Origin of the sequence: Tistlia sp. (genome assembly GCF_040905785.1) — a bacterium.
GTDB lineage: Bacteria > Pseudomonadota > Alphaproteobacteria > Kiloniellales > DSM-21159 > Tistlia.
The window spans coordinates 14,781-28,943 of the sequence record NZ_JBBDQW010000027.1; the positions used below are offsets into that span (position 1 = coordinate 14,781).

The following is a 14,163-nucleotide window of genomic DNA, read 5'->3' on the forward strand; positions in this document are numbered from 1 at the left end:
AAGAACGAAAGGAAGCAGACCATGCCCCTCGGCTCACCGCTCCTCGCCCGCCGGCGTCTCGGCACGCTCGCGGCCGCCTTCGCCGCGGCCGGGCTTCTCGCTCTGCCGGTTCAGGCCCAGACCGTCATGAAGCTGGCCAGCGCCACCATCAACGACGTCCAGCACGAGTGGCAGAAGGTCTTCGCCGAGGAGCTGGCGGCGCGGGCCGGCGACGGCATCACGACCGAGATCTACCCGGCCAGCCAGCTCGGCACGATCCCGCGCATGGCCGAGGGCGTGCTGCTCGGCACCATCGAATCCTTCATCACGCCGACCGCCTTCCTGGTCAACACCGAGCCGACGCTGCAGATCTTCGACGCGCCCGGCATCTTCGATTCGCCCGAGCACCTGGCGCGGGTGATCCACGACCCCGACTACCGCGACCACATCGAGACCCTGGCGCTCGACAAGGACCTCAGGATCATCGGCGCGATCTACAACAGCCCCTTCCTGGTGCTGACCAAGCAGCCGGCGCCGACGCTCGAGGACCTCGAGGGCCTGAAGATCCGCACCTTCGCCTCGCCGCTGCAGATCCAGCCGATGTCGGCGATCGGCGCCAGCCCGCTGCCGCTGCCGCTCAGCGAGGTCGTGCCGGCTCTGCAGGCCGGCAACATCGACGGGATGCTGGCAGGCATGCCGATCCTGACCGCCTTCAAGTATTACGACGTCGCCAAGTACGTGACCGACCTGCAGTTTTCGCTGATCGTCTCGGTGGCGGTGGTCAACGAGACCTGGTTCCAGTCGCAGCCCGAAGAGGTCCAACAGGCGATCCGCGAGGCCGGGCGCGCCGCCGAGCAGGCCGTGCTGCCCTGGGGCATCACCAACGTCGAGAAGTCCAACCAGGCCTGGCTCGACAACGGCGGCGAGATCCTGCAGCTGAGCGCCGAGGACAAGAGCCGCATGGACGCGACCTTCAAGGAGGTCAGCGACCGCATCCTGGGCGAGGACGAGAAGGTCGCCGGCGAGTACGAGCGCCTGCTGGAGGTCGTCGAGGCGAAGCGCTGAGGGCGGCACCCGGCAAAGAGAATCCACGAGAAGATCAACGAAAAGTTCAACGAGGAGGCTAGCATGGGCAGGTTCGACGGCCGGGTGGCCATCGTCACGGGATCGGCAAGGGGCATCGGCGGCGCGGCCGCCCTGCGCCTGGCCAGCGAGGGCGCGACGGTCGCCTTCGCCGACATCAACGAGGCCGGCGCCAAGGCCAAGGCGGCCGAGGCCGGCAAGGACTGCTTCGCGGTCGGCGTCGACGTCGGCGACCCCGACTCGGTGGCCCGGCTGCACGAGAGCGTCCTCGCGCGCTGCGGCAAGCTGGACGTGCTGGTCAACGCCGCGGCGATCGTGCCCTTCGTCGCCTGGAACGACCTGACCTTCGAGGAGTGGCGCCGGGTCCTGCGGGTCAACCTCGACGGCCTGTTCCTGATGTGCCGCGCCTCTTCCGAGGCGATGCGCAAGGGCGGCTACGGCCGCATCGTCTCGCTCTGCTCCAACTCGATCTTCGCCGGCACGCCGAACATGGCGCACTACGTCGCCGCCAAGGGCGGCGTCATGACCTTCTCGCGCGCGCTGGCGACCGAGCTGGGCGGCGACAGGATCACGGTCAACTGCGTGGCGCCGGGGCTGACCGACACCGAAGGCGTGCAGGAGAGCCCGCACAAGGACGCCTTCGAGTTCTGTGAGATGCTACAGGCGATCAAGGCCCGCGGCACGCCCCAGGACATCGTCCCGGCGATCGCCTTCCTGTCCTCCGAGGAGGCGCACTGGATCACCGGCCAGACCCTGGTCGCCGACGGCGGCATGGTGCGCTGGTAGCAGGCGGAGCCGGCCTCTCGACAGGCTCGGGGTGAAGCGAGGCGGGAGCGAACGGCGGGAGGGCGACGCGCCGACCGCGCCTACCTCACGGCCTCGACGCGGCAGGCGACCCGTCCGGCCGCGAGGCCGCAGCGCGCGGCGAAGCTTGCCGCGGGATCAGCGCGCAAGGCGCCCAGCGGCAGCTCGCCGCGGCTGCCCGTCCAGTCACCGGTCAAGCCGCACAGCAGGTTCTCCAGCGGCACGTCCCGGCCCTCGCGCGGCGCCAGCGCCAGGGCGCCGCTCGCGAAGTCCCGCCGCAGCGGCACCGACAGGCGGGCGCCGGGCGCCACGACGCCCAGGTCCTGGCTCATGAAGTGCGCGAGCACCGCCGTGCAGCGCAGGCTCTGGTCCGTGTCGTTGCCGATCGTGAGCCGGAGCGGCGCCATCGCCGCCGGCGGCTCGCCCCCGGCACAGGCCGAGAGCGCCACCGCCAGCAGGGCGGCCCACAGGCAGATCCCGGCCTGCCGGGTCATGGCAGCGCTTGCTCCGGGAGGCGCACCGGCGGCAGCGGCGGCCGCCCGGCGATCAGGTCGGCAGCGCGCTCGGCGATCGCCACCACCGCGGCATTGACCGGGCCGGTGGTGATCGTCGGCAGCACCGAGGCGTCGACCACGCGCAGGCCCGCCAGGCCGCGAACCCTCAGGTCGCTATCGACCACCGCCTCGGCGTCTCCGCCCCCGTCGCCCCTGCCCATCCGGCAGGTGCCGACCGGGTGGTGGTGGGTGAAGGCGGCGCGCTCGAGGAAGGCCAGGCGCGCCGCGCGCGAGCCGAGGTCGGCCTGGCGCGGCAGCAGCTCCTCCGCGCGCCAGTCCGCGAGCGCCCGCGCGGCACCCAGGCCGCGCGCGAAGTCGAGCGCCTCGAGGTAGCGCTCGCGGTCGGCCGCCTCCGAGAGGTAGTTGGGATCGATCGCCGGCGCCGCCGCCGGGTCGGCCGAGCGCAGCCGCACCGAGCCGCGGCTGGCCGGGTGGGTGAAGCCGAACATCAGGGTGTAGGCCGAGCCGGGCGGCGGCGCCTCGAAGGCCTCGGTGACGATCGGGGCGACGACGCAGGCGGCGACGATCTCGGGCGCGCCGCGCGAGCCGGCGAGATTGGCGTAGGTCAGGGATTCCGAGTGCTGGTAGCGCGAGGGCGGCACCGGCCGGCGTGCGCGGTAGAGGTTGCCGCCGGACAGCAGGTGGTCCTGCAGGTTGGCGCCGACGCCGGCCAGCGCGTGGCGCGGCGCGACGCCGGCCACCCGCAGCGCCTCGGTCGCGCCGACGCCCGAACGCTGCAGCAGCAGCGGCGAGCCGATCGCGCCGGCACTGACGACGACTTCGCGCTCGGCGAGCAGCCTCTCGAGGCGATCGCCGCGCCGCAGCTCGACGCCCCGGCAGCGGCCGTGCGCGTCCAGGACCAGCCGCTCGGCGAGCGCGCCGGTGATCAGCGTCAGGTTCGGCCGCGCCAGCACCTCGGGCGTCAGGTAGGCGTCGGCGACGCTCTGCCGCCTGCCGTCCTCGATGGTCAAGGTGTTGAGGGTCGGACCGGCCATGCGCGCGCCGTTGTGCTCCGGCGTCGGCTCGAGGCCGAGCTCCTCGCCGGCCGCCAAGTAGGCCTCGACGATCGGATGGGGCCGATCGGGGGTCAGCAGGTGCAGCGGGCCGCGGTCGCCGTGATAGGCCGAGGGACCGAAGGGCGAGCGCTCGCTGCGGATGAAGTAGGGCAGCAGGTCGCGGTAGCCCCAGCCGGCGCAGCCGGCGGCCGCCCAGGCTTCGAAGTCGTCCGGGTGACCGCGGACGTGGGCCATGGCGTGGAGGCAGGAGGAGCCGCCGACGAGGCGGCCGCGCGGCCAGGCGTGGACCCGCCCCGCGCCGTGGCGCTGCGGCTCGGTCCGGTAGGCCCAGTCGTAGGACCGGCCCTGCAGCGCCGGCCACTTCAGCGGGTCGGCGATGTCGGGGTCGCAGGCCGGCCCGCCGGCCTCGACCAGGACGACGCGGCAGCCGGCCTCCTCGCTGAGCCGCGCCGCCAGCACGCAGCCGGCCGAGCCGGCCCCGACGATGACGATGTCGCAGGCGCGCGTCTTCATCGCGAAAACACGAGCGAATACTTGATATGTCCTGGCATTTTATTTGGTCAGTGTTGAATCATGACGAAGATTCTTGTACGATACTGAAGCACATTCCGAAAGGAGACAGTCATGTCCGAAGAACCGCTCCGCAAGCCGGTGATCACGCTGACCGCCGGGCCGGTGCAGGGCTACAGCGAGGTGCTGCAGGCCATGGCCCGGCCGCTCGGCTACGACTACGACCCCTGGTTCCTCGACTTCTACGAGCGGGTCGCCCGCAAGTGCGCGGCGGCGCTGCGCTGGCCCGAGCCGGCGCTGATCGTCCAGGCCGAGCCGGCGGTCGCCATCGAGGCGGCGGCCGCCTCGGTGATCGGCCGCGAGGACGTCGTGCTCAACCTCGCCTCCGGCGTCTACGGCAAGGGCTTCGGCTACTGGTCGGCGCGCTACCACAAGGAGATGGTCGAGATCGAGGTGCCCTACGACCAGGCCATCGACCCGGCCGCGGTCGCGGCGGCGCTGAAGCAGCGGCCGGACATCTCCGTGGTCTCGGTCGTGCACCACGACACGCCCTCGGGCACGCTCAACCCGCTGGTCGAGATCGGCCGGATCGTCGAGGCGCACGGCGCCCTGCTGATCGTCGACGCGGTCTCCTCCTTCGGCGGCATGGACATCCACCCGGCCGACTGCCACGCCGACGTCTTCATCACCGGCCCGGGCAAGTGCCTGGGCGGCACGCCGGGCATCACCTTCGTCGCGGTCAGCGAGGCGGCCTGGCGGCACATGGAGGCCAATCCCGACTGTCCCTTCGCCTCGATCCTCAGCCTCAAGGACTGGAAGAACGCCTGGCGCCGCGACCAGCCCTTCCCCTTCACCCCCTCCGTGGCCGAGATCGGCGGCCTCGACGCCGCCCTCGACCTCTACCTCGAGGAAGGGCCCGAGCGGGTCTGGGCGCGCCACGCCCTGACCGCCGAGGCCTGCCGGGCCGGCGTCCGGGCGCTGGGCTGCGAGCTCTGGGCGGCGAGCGAGGCGATCGCCTCGCCGACGACCACCGCGGTCAAGGTGCCCGAGGGGCTCAGCGACGACGCCATCGTCGAGACCGCGCGCCGGCGCTACGGCGTGATGCTCTCGATCGGCCGCGGCGAGACGCTCCACAAGCTGCTGCGCATCGGCCACATGGGGCCGACCGCCGAGCCGGTCTATGCCCTGGTCGCGGTCGCGGCCCTGGGCGGCGCGCTCAAGGCGCTCGGCTTCCCGGCCGAGGTCGGCCGCGGCGTCGAGGCGGCCCAGGCCGTCATCGACCGGGCACTCGCCTAGGCGGGGATCGACCGGGCGGGGCTGGATCGGGCCCGCCCGGCCGGCCGCGCCCTCGCTCACGAGTAGTGGCCCGGCGCCTTCACGTAGTCGCCGAAGCTGTCGGGGTCGTGGGAGTAGAACAGCTCGGCGTCGTGCTTCTCGGCCAGGTCCTTCAAGCGCTGCATCGACTGCAGGCTCGCCGTCGGGTCCAGGTGGAAGGACGAGATGCACATCATGTCCATGTTCTTCTGGCTGTAGCAGGCGTCCGCCGTGAACAGCATCGGCCGGCGGCCCGCCAGCTCGACCATCATCGAGTAGTGGCCGGCGGTGTGGCCCGGCGTCTCGAACAGCCAGAGGCCCTTGGCGATCTCCTGGTCGCCGGTCAGGGTCTCGAAGCGCGGCGTGTAGATGTCCAGCGCCGGCTCGGCGGCATCCTTGGCCGCGGTCTTCTCCTTGGCCAGGTCCGGCGCGAAGCTGAGGTCGGAATAGCCGAGGTGCTCGAAGGGCTGGTGGCAGCTGCAGGCCTCCAGCTCGGCGGCGTGGCAGAGCGTGCAGGCCTCGGTCAGGTACTTGTTCCCGCCGCAGTGATCGAAGTGGTAGTGCGAGTTGATGACGTAGTCGATGTCCTGCGGCCGCTTGCCGATCTTGGCCAGGGCTCCGGGGATCGTCTGCTCCGGCGTCTGCAGGGGCTTCTCGAAAGGCAGCACGCGCTGCACGTGGTCGTGGTCGTAGCCGGTGTCGAAGACGTAGAGGCCGTCGGCGTGCTCGACCAGCACCGAGTAGCAGGGAAAGCGCAGCTCGCCCCCCGGCCCGCGGTTCCAGAAGGCGTGGAACCCGTCGATCACCAGCGTGCCGCCGTCGAGCAGGTAGACTTTCGTGTCGGTCATGGTTTCGCTCCCTTTTCCGATTCGATTCCGTGTCGCCGCCCCGGCGTTCCCTGTCCCCGTGGCCTCAGCGTTCCCCGCGGTGATAGGGCTGGGCCAGGGCCGGCGGCAGGTAGGCGTGACGCGCGAAGAGCACCAGCACCAGGATCACCATGGCGAAGGGCAGCATCTGGATGACGTCGGTCGGAACGTTGACGCCGGCAACCTGCATCGCCGTGGTCAGCGCAAGGCTGGCGCCGAACAGGAAGGCGCCGAACAGCACCCAGAGCGGCTTGCCGCGCGCCAACATCGCCAGGACGATGGCGATGAAGCCGGCGCCGCCGGTCATGAAGGGCAGGAACAGGCCGCCGCCGACGATCGAGAGGTAGGCGCCGCCGAGGCCGGCGAGAAAGCCGGTCAGCAGCACCGCCGCGACGCGCGTGCCGAGCACGCTGACGCCGGCGGCGTCGAGGGCGGCGGGCTTGTCGCCGGCGGCCTGCAGGTTCAGGCCGAACTGGCTGCGCCGGAACACCAGGATCAGCAGGAACGGCAGCAGCACCGCCAGGTAGACCAGCAGCGTGCGGTCGAAGAGCGCGCGCCCGACGATCGGCAGCTCGCTGAGCAGCGGCACCGGCAGGCTCTCGATCCGCCCGAGGCGCGGGTAGCTGCGCGCGAAGCGGAAGTAGTGGAGCAGCGCCGTCAGCCCCTCGGCGCCGAGGGTGATGGCGATGCCGACGACGATCTGGTTCATGCCCAGCCGCACGCAGAGCAGCGCCATGACCGCCGCCGCCGCGACGCCGCCGGCGCCGCCGGCCAGGAAGCCGAGCGCGACGGACTCGCTCTGGTAGGCGACCGCGAAGCCGAAGTAGGCGCCGAACAGCATCATGCCCTCGAGGCCGATGTTCAGCACGCCGGCCTTCTCGGAGATCTGCTCGCCCAGGCCGGCGAGCAGCAGCGGCACGCCGGCGGTGACCGCCCCGAACAGCAGCGATCCCAGGAAGACGGTGGTCAGCAGCGCTTCCACGGCTCAGGCCCCCCGCCGCTTGCGCCAGGCATGGTCGAAGGTCTCCACGACGGCGAAGAAGAGCATCAGCAGGGCCACCTGGACGAGGACGTAGAAGCTGGGCACCCCGAGCCGCCGCGCCGCGCTCTCGCCGCCGATCATCAGGACGGCGAAGAAGAAGACGAAGGCGATCACCGCCCAGCCGTTGAAGCGGGCCAGGAAGATCAGCGGGATCACCGCGATGCCGTAGGCGGGATTCCAGTCGGCCCGGATCGTCCCCTGCACGCCCAGCAGGTCGACGGCGCCGCCCAGGCCGGCGAGGCCGGCGCTCAGGGCGAAGGCGACGAAGGTCAGGCGCTTGAGGTCGATGCCGGCGTGGATCGCCGTGCGCGGGTTGCTGCCGACGATCTGCAACTTCAGGCCGAGCGCGGTGCGGCTCATCAGGTAGTGGACCCCGATCACCGCCGCCAGGCCGAGCAGCACGCCCCAGTGCACGGTCGTGTCACCGAGCCGGGCGAGGCGGTCCGCGACCGCCAGGGTCTCGGTCTGCGGCACCGTCGTCGTCGGGTCGTTGAAGACGATCTTGATCAGCACGTTCGCGAGGCTGACGCCGAGGAAGGACATCATCAGGGTCGAGATGATCTCGTTGATGCCGTGGCGCGCCTTCAGGTAGGCCGGAATCGCCGACCAGGCGGCGCCGACCAGGGCCGCCGCCGCGAAGCAGACGAGCAGCATCAAGGCATGGGGCAGCAGGCCGGCCAGTGGGGGCGCCAGGGCGGCGACGCAGACGGCGGCGAGCAGGAACTGCCCGTCGACGCCGAGATTCCACAGGCCGGCGCGGAAGGCCACGATCAGCCCGGCGGCGATCAGCAGCAGCGGCGCCATGCGCGTGATCGAGGCCTCCAGGCCGGTCGGACTGAGCAGGCCGCGCTCGACGACATAGCCGTAGTAGGCGAAGGGGTCCTTGCCGAAGGACAGCAGGATCAGGCCGCCGGCGGCGAGCGCCAGCAGCACCGGCAGCAGCACGCGCAGGAGCGTGACCAGGACGCCGCCCCAGCGGGAGGCGGAACGGGAGGCGGGAAGCGCGCGATCCGACATCAGGCGGCGTCCGCGCCGATCATCAGGCGGCCGATCGCCGCCTCTGCGCCCGGGGCGTTCTCGACGGTGCCCTTGACCCTGCCGCCGTCCATCACCGCGACGCGGTCGCAGACCTCGAGCAGCTCGTCGAGCTCGTTCGAGATCACTACCAAGGCCGCGCTCCGCGTGCCGGCGCCGGCGCGGATCCGGTCGCGCGCCAGCTTGGTGTTCTGCAGGTCGAGACCGTAGGTCGGCTTGTTGAAGATCACCAGGCGGGCTTCCGGATCGAGCTCGCGGGCGAGCAGGACCTTCTGGATGTTGCCGCCCGAGAGCTTGGCGATCGGGGTCCGCTCCGAGGGCGTACGCACGTCGTGCTCCTGGATCTGCGCGCGGGCATGGCCGTGGATCGCACCCCAGCGGGTCAGGCCCCGACTCCAGAAGGGCGGCCGCCCGATCTCCTTCAGCACCAGGTTGGCGGCCACCGAGTGGCCTGCCGACGTGCCTTCGCCCAGGCGCTCGTCGGTGATGTAGCGCACCCCCGCGTCGCGGCGCGCCACGACCTCCAGGCCGGTGATGTCGCGGCCGTCCAGGACCATCGAGCCGGCGGCGAAGGCGCGCTGGCCGGCCAGGGCCTCGGCCAGGTGCTTCTGGCCGTTGCCGTCGACGCCGGCGATGCCGAGGATCTCGCCGGGCCAGACCTCCAGCGTCGCCTCGCGCAGCGGGCATTCGCCGCGCTCGCCCCGGGTCGCCGCGCCGGTCAGGACCAGGGCCGGCGGGCCGCTGCGATCGAGGCTGCGGCGAGTCGCGGCCTCGGCCTCGCCGGCCAGCGTCTCCTCGAGCTCGGCGGCCTGCTCGTCGCGGCCGAACATGAAGCCGATGACGGCCTCGATGACCTGCTGCTCGGTGGCGTCGCGGAGCTGCTCGGGCGCCAGCTCGCCGACGACGCGGCCGAGCCGCAGCACGGTGATGCGGTCGGCCAGGGCGTAGGCCTCGCCGAGCTTGTGGGTGATGAAGACCACGGCGACGCCGTGGTCGCGCAGCCGCCCGACGACGGCGCCCAGCTCGCGCACGCCCTGGGGCGTCAGCATCGAGGTCGGCTCGTCGAGGATCAGCACCAGCTCGCCGTGCCAGAGCGCGCGCATGATCTCAAGCTGCTGCTGCTCGCCGAGCGACAGGCGGCCGACCGGCGCGTCGGGGTCGAGGCGGGTCGAGAGCAGCGCGCTCAGCTCGGTGAAGCGCGTCAGCGTCGCCGCCCGGTCGAGCGGCCGCCACCAGGCGCCGCCGAGCATTAGGTTCTCGAGCACGGTCAGGCTGGGGATCAGCAGCACGTGCTGGTAGACCGTGCCGATGCCGAGCTTGAGCGCGGCGCGCGGCGAGGCGATGCGCACCGGCCGGCCGGCGACGCTGATCTCGCCCTCGTCCGGCTGCTGCATGCCCGAGAGGATCGAGATCAGCGTCGACTTGCCGGCGCCGTTCTCGCCGAGCAGGGCGTGGACCTCGCCGCGCCGGAAGCTCAGGGAGACCCGGTCGTTGGCGACCACGCCCGGAAAGCGCTTGGTCACGCCGGAGAGCGCGATCGCGACCGCGCCGCCTGCGTCCTCCTTCGACATCTCGCTCGACATCCCGTTCCCTGGGGAACGCTCACCAACCATCGACCACCCCCGGCGTGCGGCAGCAGGTCCCCATCGGGGAAGGCATCATGAAGCAGAGTTCCCGCGGCGGTCGAGCCGCCCGGGGTGCCGCAGGCGGGGCTTCGAGGCGGGCGGGCCGGAAAACCCGCCACCTCGCGCCCCGCCCCATCCAGCCGTCGCGTCAGTCCTTGCTCTCGACGCTCGACATCAGCGCGCGGACCGCCTGGGCGTCCGTCACCGGCTCCAGGGTCATCGAGCCGTCGACGAACTTGTCGCGGGTCGCCGAGACCTGCGACCAGACCTCGGCCGGGATGTTGTCGGTCTCGAGCAGCGAGACCGAGCCGTCGGCGACCTGGATCTTGTAGTGCTTGGTGCCGAAGGTGTCGTTCTGCAGGTCCTCGACCATGGCCGAGTAGACCGGCTCCATGTTCCACAGCACCGAGGTCAGGAGGCTGCCCTTGTCGATCGAGGACTTGTCGCCGATCACGTCGATGAACCAGACCTGTCCGCCGTCGGTCGCCTTGGTCGTCTCGACCGCCTCCATCATGCCGAAGCTCGAGCCGTTGCCCTGGCCGAAGATGATGTCGGCGCCGGCCGAGATGACCGACTCCGTGACGCGGCGGCCGCCGGCCGCGTCGGCGTAGGCGGCCGGGCCGATCACGGCGTAGATGATCTTGACGTCCGGCTTGGTCGCCGTGACGCCCTGGGCGAAGCCGGCCGACTGGGCGTTCCACGACGGCGGCTCGCCCGAGACGACGATGCCGACGGTGCCGGTCCGCGTCATCAACGCGGCCATCTGGCCCGCCAGGTAGGCGCCCTCGTGGCCGTAGAGGGTGTAGTCGGCGACCAGGCCCTCCTGGAGCGCGTCGGGACGGTCGACGATGGCGACCGGCGTGCCGGTCTCGGCGGCGATCTCCGGCGCCGAGGTGTTGTAGCCGCTGGCGTGGGCGATCAACAGGCTGGCGCCCTCCTCGGAAAGCTCGCGCAGGGTCGGCCGCACATCGCCGTAGCCCAGCCCCTCGGCCGGGATGAACTCCAGGCCGAACTTCTCGGCCGTCGCCCTGGCCGCCTCGACGCCCTGCTGGTTCCAGCCGTAGTCGGTGCCCTGCTCCGGCACCAGGACCGCGATGCTCTTGACCTCGGCCGACAAGGCCGTGCCGGCCGCCATCGTACCGACCGCCAGACCCAGGGCCGCTGCCGCGATGCCCCACCTACCCGTAGCTGCGCCCATTCCAACCTCCTCTGTCGTCGTTTGACCGTCGCCTTTTCCGGCGTTCGCGACGACGAGCCGGCCGGCAGGCAACTGCCGCCTCGGCGCCCCGTCACGTTTGCGCGATTGGTTCCGCTAGTGCGGAGCTTCGCCAAAGGATGATACCAATGGCCCAAGGCATGTCAATCGCGGCCGGTCGCCGGGCGTTCAGGCGGGCCGCCGTACGGTCCGGCCTGCGGACCGTGCGCCCCGGCGATCCCGGGACCTTGCGATTCGCCCCCGGCTACCGTACATTTCGGACTCCTAATTCGACCATTGGTTCTCCCCTGGCACCATACGAACGCCGCCCGGGGGGACGCCGTCGGGCAGCCGGTTCGTGCCGGGGCCCTCATCGTGGGATTCGCGGAGTGGCAACGGACCGCTATCAACAGACGCTGACGGCGCTGCTGCAGCTGATCGAGAGCGACGCCCTCGATGTCGGCGGGCGGCTGCCGACCGAGCGCGAGCTGTCGGAGACCTTCGGCGTCGGCCGGCGCATCCTGCGCCGCGCCCTGGCCGAGCTCGAGGCCCAGGGCCGGATCCTGCGCCACCAGGGGCGTGGCACCTTCGTGGTCGGCCGCGAGGCCGCGCCGGCCGCGGGCGGAGCGAGCGCAGGGCCCGAGGCCGCCGCGCTGCTGCCCTTCGACCTGGCCAATCCCGTCGAGCTGATCGAGCTGCGCCTGGCGCTGGAGCCGGTCATGGCCCGCCTCGCCGCGATCCGCTCCTCGCGACTCGAGGTCGAGGAGCTGCGCGAGCTGGCCGAGCGCACCGCCAGGGCCGACAACCACGTCGGCTACCAGCAGGCCGACGCGGCCCTGCACCGCCGGATCGCGGAGCTGTCGCGCAACTCCCTCTTCGTGACCCTGCACGAGGGGGTCGGCCGGGCGATGCAGGATTCCGCCCTGGCCCGCTTCGGCGAGAACGGCCACTGCTTCAAGCGGCAGGCGCAGCACGCCAGCTTCCACAAGGCGATCGTCGAGGCGATCGCCGCGCGCGACTGCCAGCGCGCCGAAAGCCTGATGCACGACCACCTGAGCGACGTGCACCAGAGCCTCTTCGTCGACAGCCTGCCGGCCGGCTACGCGCGGCGGCAGGCCGCCGAGTAGTCTTCCCGCAGCAGGCCGCCGACTAGCCTTCAGGCGTCAGGCCGCCGCGCTCTCGCGCCGCGCCGCCGGATCCTCGGCGGCGAGCGGCCTGCGGCCGAGGATCAGGTCGGCCGCCTTCTCCGCGATCGCCACGATCGGGGCGTTGATGTTGCCGCTGGTCAGGTCCGGCATCACCGAGGCGTCGACCACGCGCAGGCCCTCAAGGCCGCGGACCCGCAGCGCGGCGTCGACGACCGCGTCGGGATCGCCCTCGGGACCCATGCGGCAGGTACCGAGCGGGTGGTGCACCGTGATCGATGTGCGCCGGATGTGGGCGTCGATCTCCTCGCGCGAAGCCTTGGCCGCGCCCGGCGCGATCTCGGCCTTGACGTAGGGCGCGAGCGCCGGCTGGGCGGCCAGGTCGCGGGCCAGGTCGAAGCCGGCGCGCAGCGACCGCCAGTCGCCCTCGGTCGACAGGAAGTTCTGGCGGATGATCGCCAGCTCGCCGGGGTCGGCGCTGGCCAGGGTGACGCTGCCCCGGCTCTCGGGATGCAGCATCACCACGCGGCAGGCGAAGCCGTCGGCGAAGGGTGCCTTGAAGGGCTGGAAGTAGGGCCAGGCGCCGAGCGGCGCCGCGGTCATCAACAGCTGGACGTCGGGCACCTCGAGCCCCGAGCGGCTCTTCAGGAAGGCCGTGATGCCGCCCGGCACGTCGGCGGCGAAGCCGCTGCCGAACAGGTAGGCGCGGCCCATCTCGCGGGCGATGCGGTCGTAGCGCATCATACGGTGGAAGGGCCCCGGCTCCTTGCGCTCGTACATCAGGATCACCGAAACGTGGTCCTGCAGGTTGCGCCCGACGCCGGGCAGCGCGACCCGGGTCTCCAGGCCGTGGCGCTTCAGCTCCTGCTCCGGGCCGACGCCCGAGAGCATCAGCAGCTGCGGCGAGTTGATGACGCCGCCGGCCAGGATCACCTCGCGCCCGGCGCGCACGGTGACGACCCGCCCCTCCTTGACGTACTCGACGCCGACGGCCCGGTCGCCCTCGAACAGCACCCGCGTGACCAGCGCCTTGACCTCGACGGTCAGGTTGGCGCGGCCCAGGGCCGGGCGCAGGTAGGCGGTGGCGCCGCTGCAGCGGCGGCCGTTGCGGATCGACATCTGCAGGCGCCCGAAGCCCTCCTGCTCGGCGCCGTTGTAGTCCTCGGTCCAGCCGTGGCCGGCCTCGCGCCCGGCCGCGGCGAAGGCGTCGACAAGGCTGTCCTGGTAGCGGCAGAACTGCGTGCCGATCGGGCCCTCGCCGCCGCGCCAGGCGTCCGCGCCGCCGGCCCAGCTCTCCTGCCGACGGAAGTAGGGCAGCAGCTGCGCGTAGGACCAGTCCGGCAGTCCGGCCGCGGCCCAGCGGTCGAAGTCGCGCCGGTTGCCGCGCACGTAGGCCATGGCATTGATCGAGGAGGAGCCGCCGACGACCTTGCCGCGCGCGCACTCGACCCGGCGCCCATCGACGCTGTCCTCGGGCTCGCTGAAGTACATCCAGTCGTGCAGCCGCTTCTGCAGGATTTTGCCCCAGCCGAGCGGCACGTGGATCAGGGGGTCGCGGTCCCAGCCGCCGGCCTCGAGCAGCAGGACCTCGGCGGCCGGGTCGGCCGACAGGCGGTTGGCCAGGGTGCAGCCGGCCGAGCCGGCGCCGACGATGACGAAGTCGGCGCTCTGCGTCTTGGAGCGGGAGCTTGGCATGAAGTATCGGACTCGCTGTCTGGTGGGGCCGCGCCGATTGGTTCGGCTCGCAGCGGAAGCAGCGCCCCATGATGCTTAGCCCGCGCCAGATTGCAATGGCGCGTCCTCGCGGCATCGAACCAATGACCGCTTTGGTATCGTTCAGGCATCTCCCCTGCTTTATGTTGCATTGCAACATAACCGGGCGTATGACTGCGCCATTCGAATGGACCCGGTGCGACTCCGGGTGGCTCCGCCGGCCGCCGACCCGCCGGTCAGACCTTCCAAGACCCTGCAATGCCCGTCGCGGAGGGACCCGGT

12 protein-coding genes and 1 other annotated feature are annotated in these 14,163 nt (G+C 71.7%); of the genes, 4 read left to right on the forward strand and 8 right to left on the reverse strand.

Annotated features, from left to right (window positions below):
* The first annotated feature begins 21 nt into the window (after positions 1-21).
* Together WD341_RS06935 and WD341_RS06940 are read left to right on the forward strand one after the other, a co-directional pair.
* The gene (locus WD341_RS06935) at positions 22-1,044 is read left to right on the forward strand and encodes a TRAP transporter substrate-binding protein (protein WP_368424709.1); all 1,023 of its coding nucleotides are present in this window, start codon (positions 22-24) and stop codon (positions 1,042-1,044) included.
* A gap of 63 nt (positions 1,045-1,107) precedes the next feature.
* Positions 1,108-1,848, forward strand: coding sequence for an SDR family NAD(P)-dependent oxidoreductase (locus WD341_RS06940; protein ID WP_368424710.1), 741 nt, complete (start codon positions 1,108-1,110; stop codon positions 1,846-1,848).
* A gap of 80 nt (positions 1,849-1,928) precedes the next feature.
* Here WD341_RS06940 and WD341_RS06945 read toward each other — a convergent pair whose 3' ends face one another.
* Both WD341_RS06945 and WD341_RS06950 read right to left on the reverse strand, forming a co-directional pair.
* Entirely contained in the window at positions 1,929-2,360 is a 432-nt protein-coding gene (locus tag WD341_RS06945; protein WP_368424711.1) for a hypothetical protein, read from the reverse strand.
* Positions 2,357-3,949: a GMC family oxidoreductase gene (locus WD341_RS06950; protein ID WP_368424712.1), complete on the reverse strand. Its 1,593-nt coding sequence runs from the start codon at positions 3,947-3,949 to the stop codon at positions 2,357-2,359. The genes WD341_RS06945 and WD341_RS06950 overlap by 4 nt, the downstream gene beginning before the upstream one ends.
* Positions 3,950-4,060: 111 nt before the next feature.
* Between WD341_RS06950 and ppaT the strand changes: the two genes are divergently transcribed.
* Positions 4,061-5,242 carry a pyridoxamine--pyruvate transaminase gene (gene ppaT, locus WD341_RS06955; protein WP_368424713.1) on the forward strand — a complete coding sequence of 394 codons (1,182 nt, stop codon included), beginning with the start codon at positions 4,061-4,063 and terminating at the stop codon, positions 5,240-5,242.
* Positions 5,243-5,298: 56 nt separating this feature from the next.
* Here the strand turns inward: ppaT and WD341_RS06960 are convergent, their stop codons facing one another.
* The 5 genes from WD341_RS06960 to WD341_RS06980 form a co-directional block, all read right to left on the reverse strand.
* Positions 5,299-6,108: an N-acyl homoserine lactonase family protein gene (locus WD341_RS06960; RefSeq protein WP_368424714.1), complete on the reverse strand. Its 810-nt coding sequence runs from the start codon at positions 6,106-6,108 to the stop codon at positions 5,299-5,301.
* A gap of 64 nt (positions 6,109-6,172) precedes the next feature.
* Positions 6,173-7,108 (reverse strand): ABC transporter permease, encoded by a 936-nt coding sequence (locus tag WD341_RS06965; protein ID WP_368424715.1) that lies wholly within the window; start codon positions 7,106-7,108, stop codon positions 6,173-6,175.
* Between the two features lie 3 nt (positions 7,109-7,111).
* Complete coding sequence (locus WD341_RS06970) at positions 7,112-8,185, reverse strand: ABC transporter permease (protein ID WP_368424716.1); 1,074 nt, start codon at positions 8,183-8,185, stop codon at positions 7,112-7,114.
* Entirely contained in the window at positions 8,185-9,774 is a 1,590-nt protein-coding gene (locus WD341_RS06975; protein WP_368424717.1) for an ABC transporter ATP-binding protein, read from the reverse strand. Before WD341_RS06975 ends, WD341_RS06970 begins: the two co-directional genes overlap by 1 nt.
* 202 nt (positions 9,775-9,976) lie before the next feature.
* Positions 9,977-11,026, reverse strand: a complete 1,050-nt coding sequence (locus WD341_RS06980) for a BMP family protein (protein ID WP_368424718.1) — start codon at positions 11,024-11,026, stop codon at positions 9,977-9,979.
* A gap of 386 nt (positions 11,027-11,412) precedes the next feature.
* On the opposite strand from WD341_RS06980, the gene WD341_RS06985 reads away from it, so the two are divergent.
* Positions 11,413-12,150 carry a FadR/GntR family transcriptional regulator gene (locus tag WD341_RS06985; protein ID WP_368424719.1) on the forward strand — a complete coding sequence of 246 codons (738 nt, stop codon included), beginning with the start codon at positions 11,413-11,415 and terminating at the stop codon, positions 12,148-12,150.
* A gap of 36 nt (positions 12,151-12,186) precedes the next feature.
* Here the strand turns inward: WD341_RS06985 and WD341_RS06990 are convergent, their stop codons facing one another.
* Entirely contained in the window at positions 12,187-13,863 is a 1,677-nt protein-coding gene (locus WD341_RS06990) for a GMC family oxidoreductase (protein ID WP_368424720.1), read from the reverse strand.
* A 204-nt stretch (positions 13,864-14,067) separates the two neighbouring features.
* Positions 14,068-14,123, forward strand: a sequence feature (sul1 is cis-regulatory element that is thought to sense ions involved in sulfur or methionine metabolism; They are found in Alphaproteobacteria).
* Positions 14,124-14,163: the final 40 nt, after the last annotated feature.

Coding starts and splice junctions, on each gene's coding strand:
- WD341_RS06960 (WP_368424714.1), bottom strand. CDS start 6,108: ATGACCGACACGAAAGTCTACCTGCTCGACGGCGGCACGCTGGTGATC.
- WD341_RS06990 (WP_368424720.1), bottom strand. CDS start 13,863: ATGCCAAGCTCCCGCTCCAAGACGCAGAGCGCCGACTTCGTCATCGTC.
- WD341_RS06950 (WP_368424712.1), bottom strand. CDS start 3,949: ATGAAGACGCGCGCCTGCGACATCGTCATCGTCGGGGCCGGCTCGGCC.
- WD341_RS06975 (WP_368424717.1), bottom strand. CDS start 9,774: ATGTCGAAGGAGGACGCAGGCGGCGCGGTCGCGATCGCGCTCTCCGGC.
- WD341_RS06980 (WP_368424718.1), bottom strand. CDS start 11,026: ATGGGCGCAGCTACGGGTAGGTGGGGCATCGCGGCAGCGGCCCTGGGT.
- WD341_RS06935 (WP_368424709.1), top strand. CDS start 22: ATGCCCCTCGGCTCACCGCTCCTCGCCCGCCGGCGTCTCGGCACGCTC.
- WD341_RS06945 (WP_368424711.1), bottom strand. CDS start 2,360: ATGACCCGGCAGGCCGGGATCTGCCTGTGGGCCGCCCTGCTGGCGGTG.
- ppaT (WP_368424713.1), top strand. CDS start 4,061: ATGTCCGAAGAACCGCTCCGCAAGCCGGTGATCACGCTGACCGCCGGG.
- WD341_RS06940 (WP_368424710.1), top strand. CDS start 1,108: ATGGGCAGGTTCGACGGCCGGGTGGCCATCGTCACGGGATCGGCAAGG.
- WD341_RS06970 (WP_368424716.1), bottom strand. CDS start 8,185: ATGTCGGATCGCGCGCTTCCCGCCTCCCGTTCCGCCTCCCGCTGGGGC.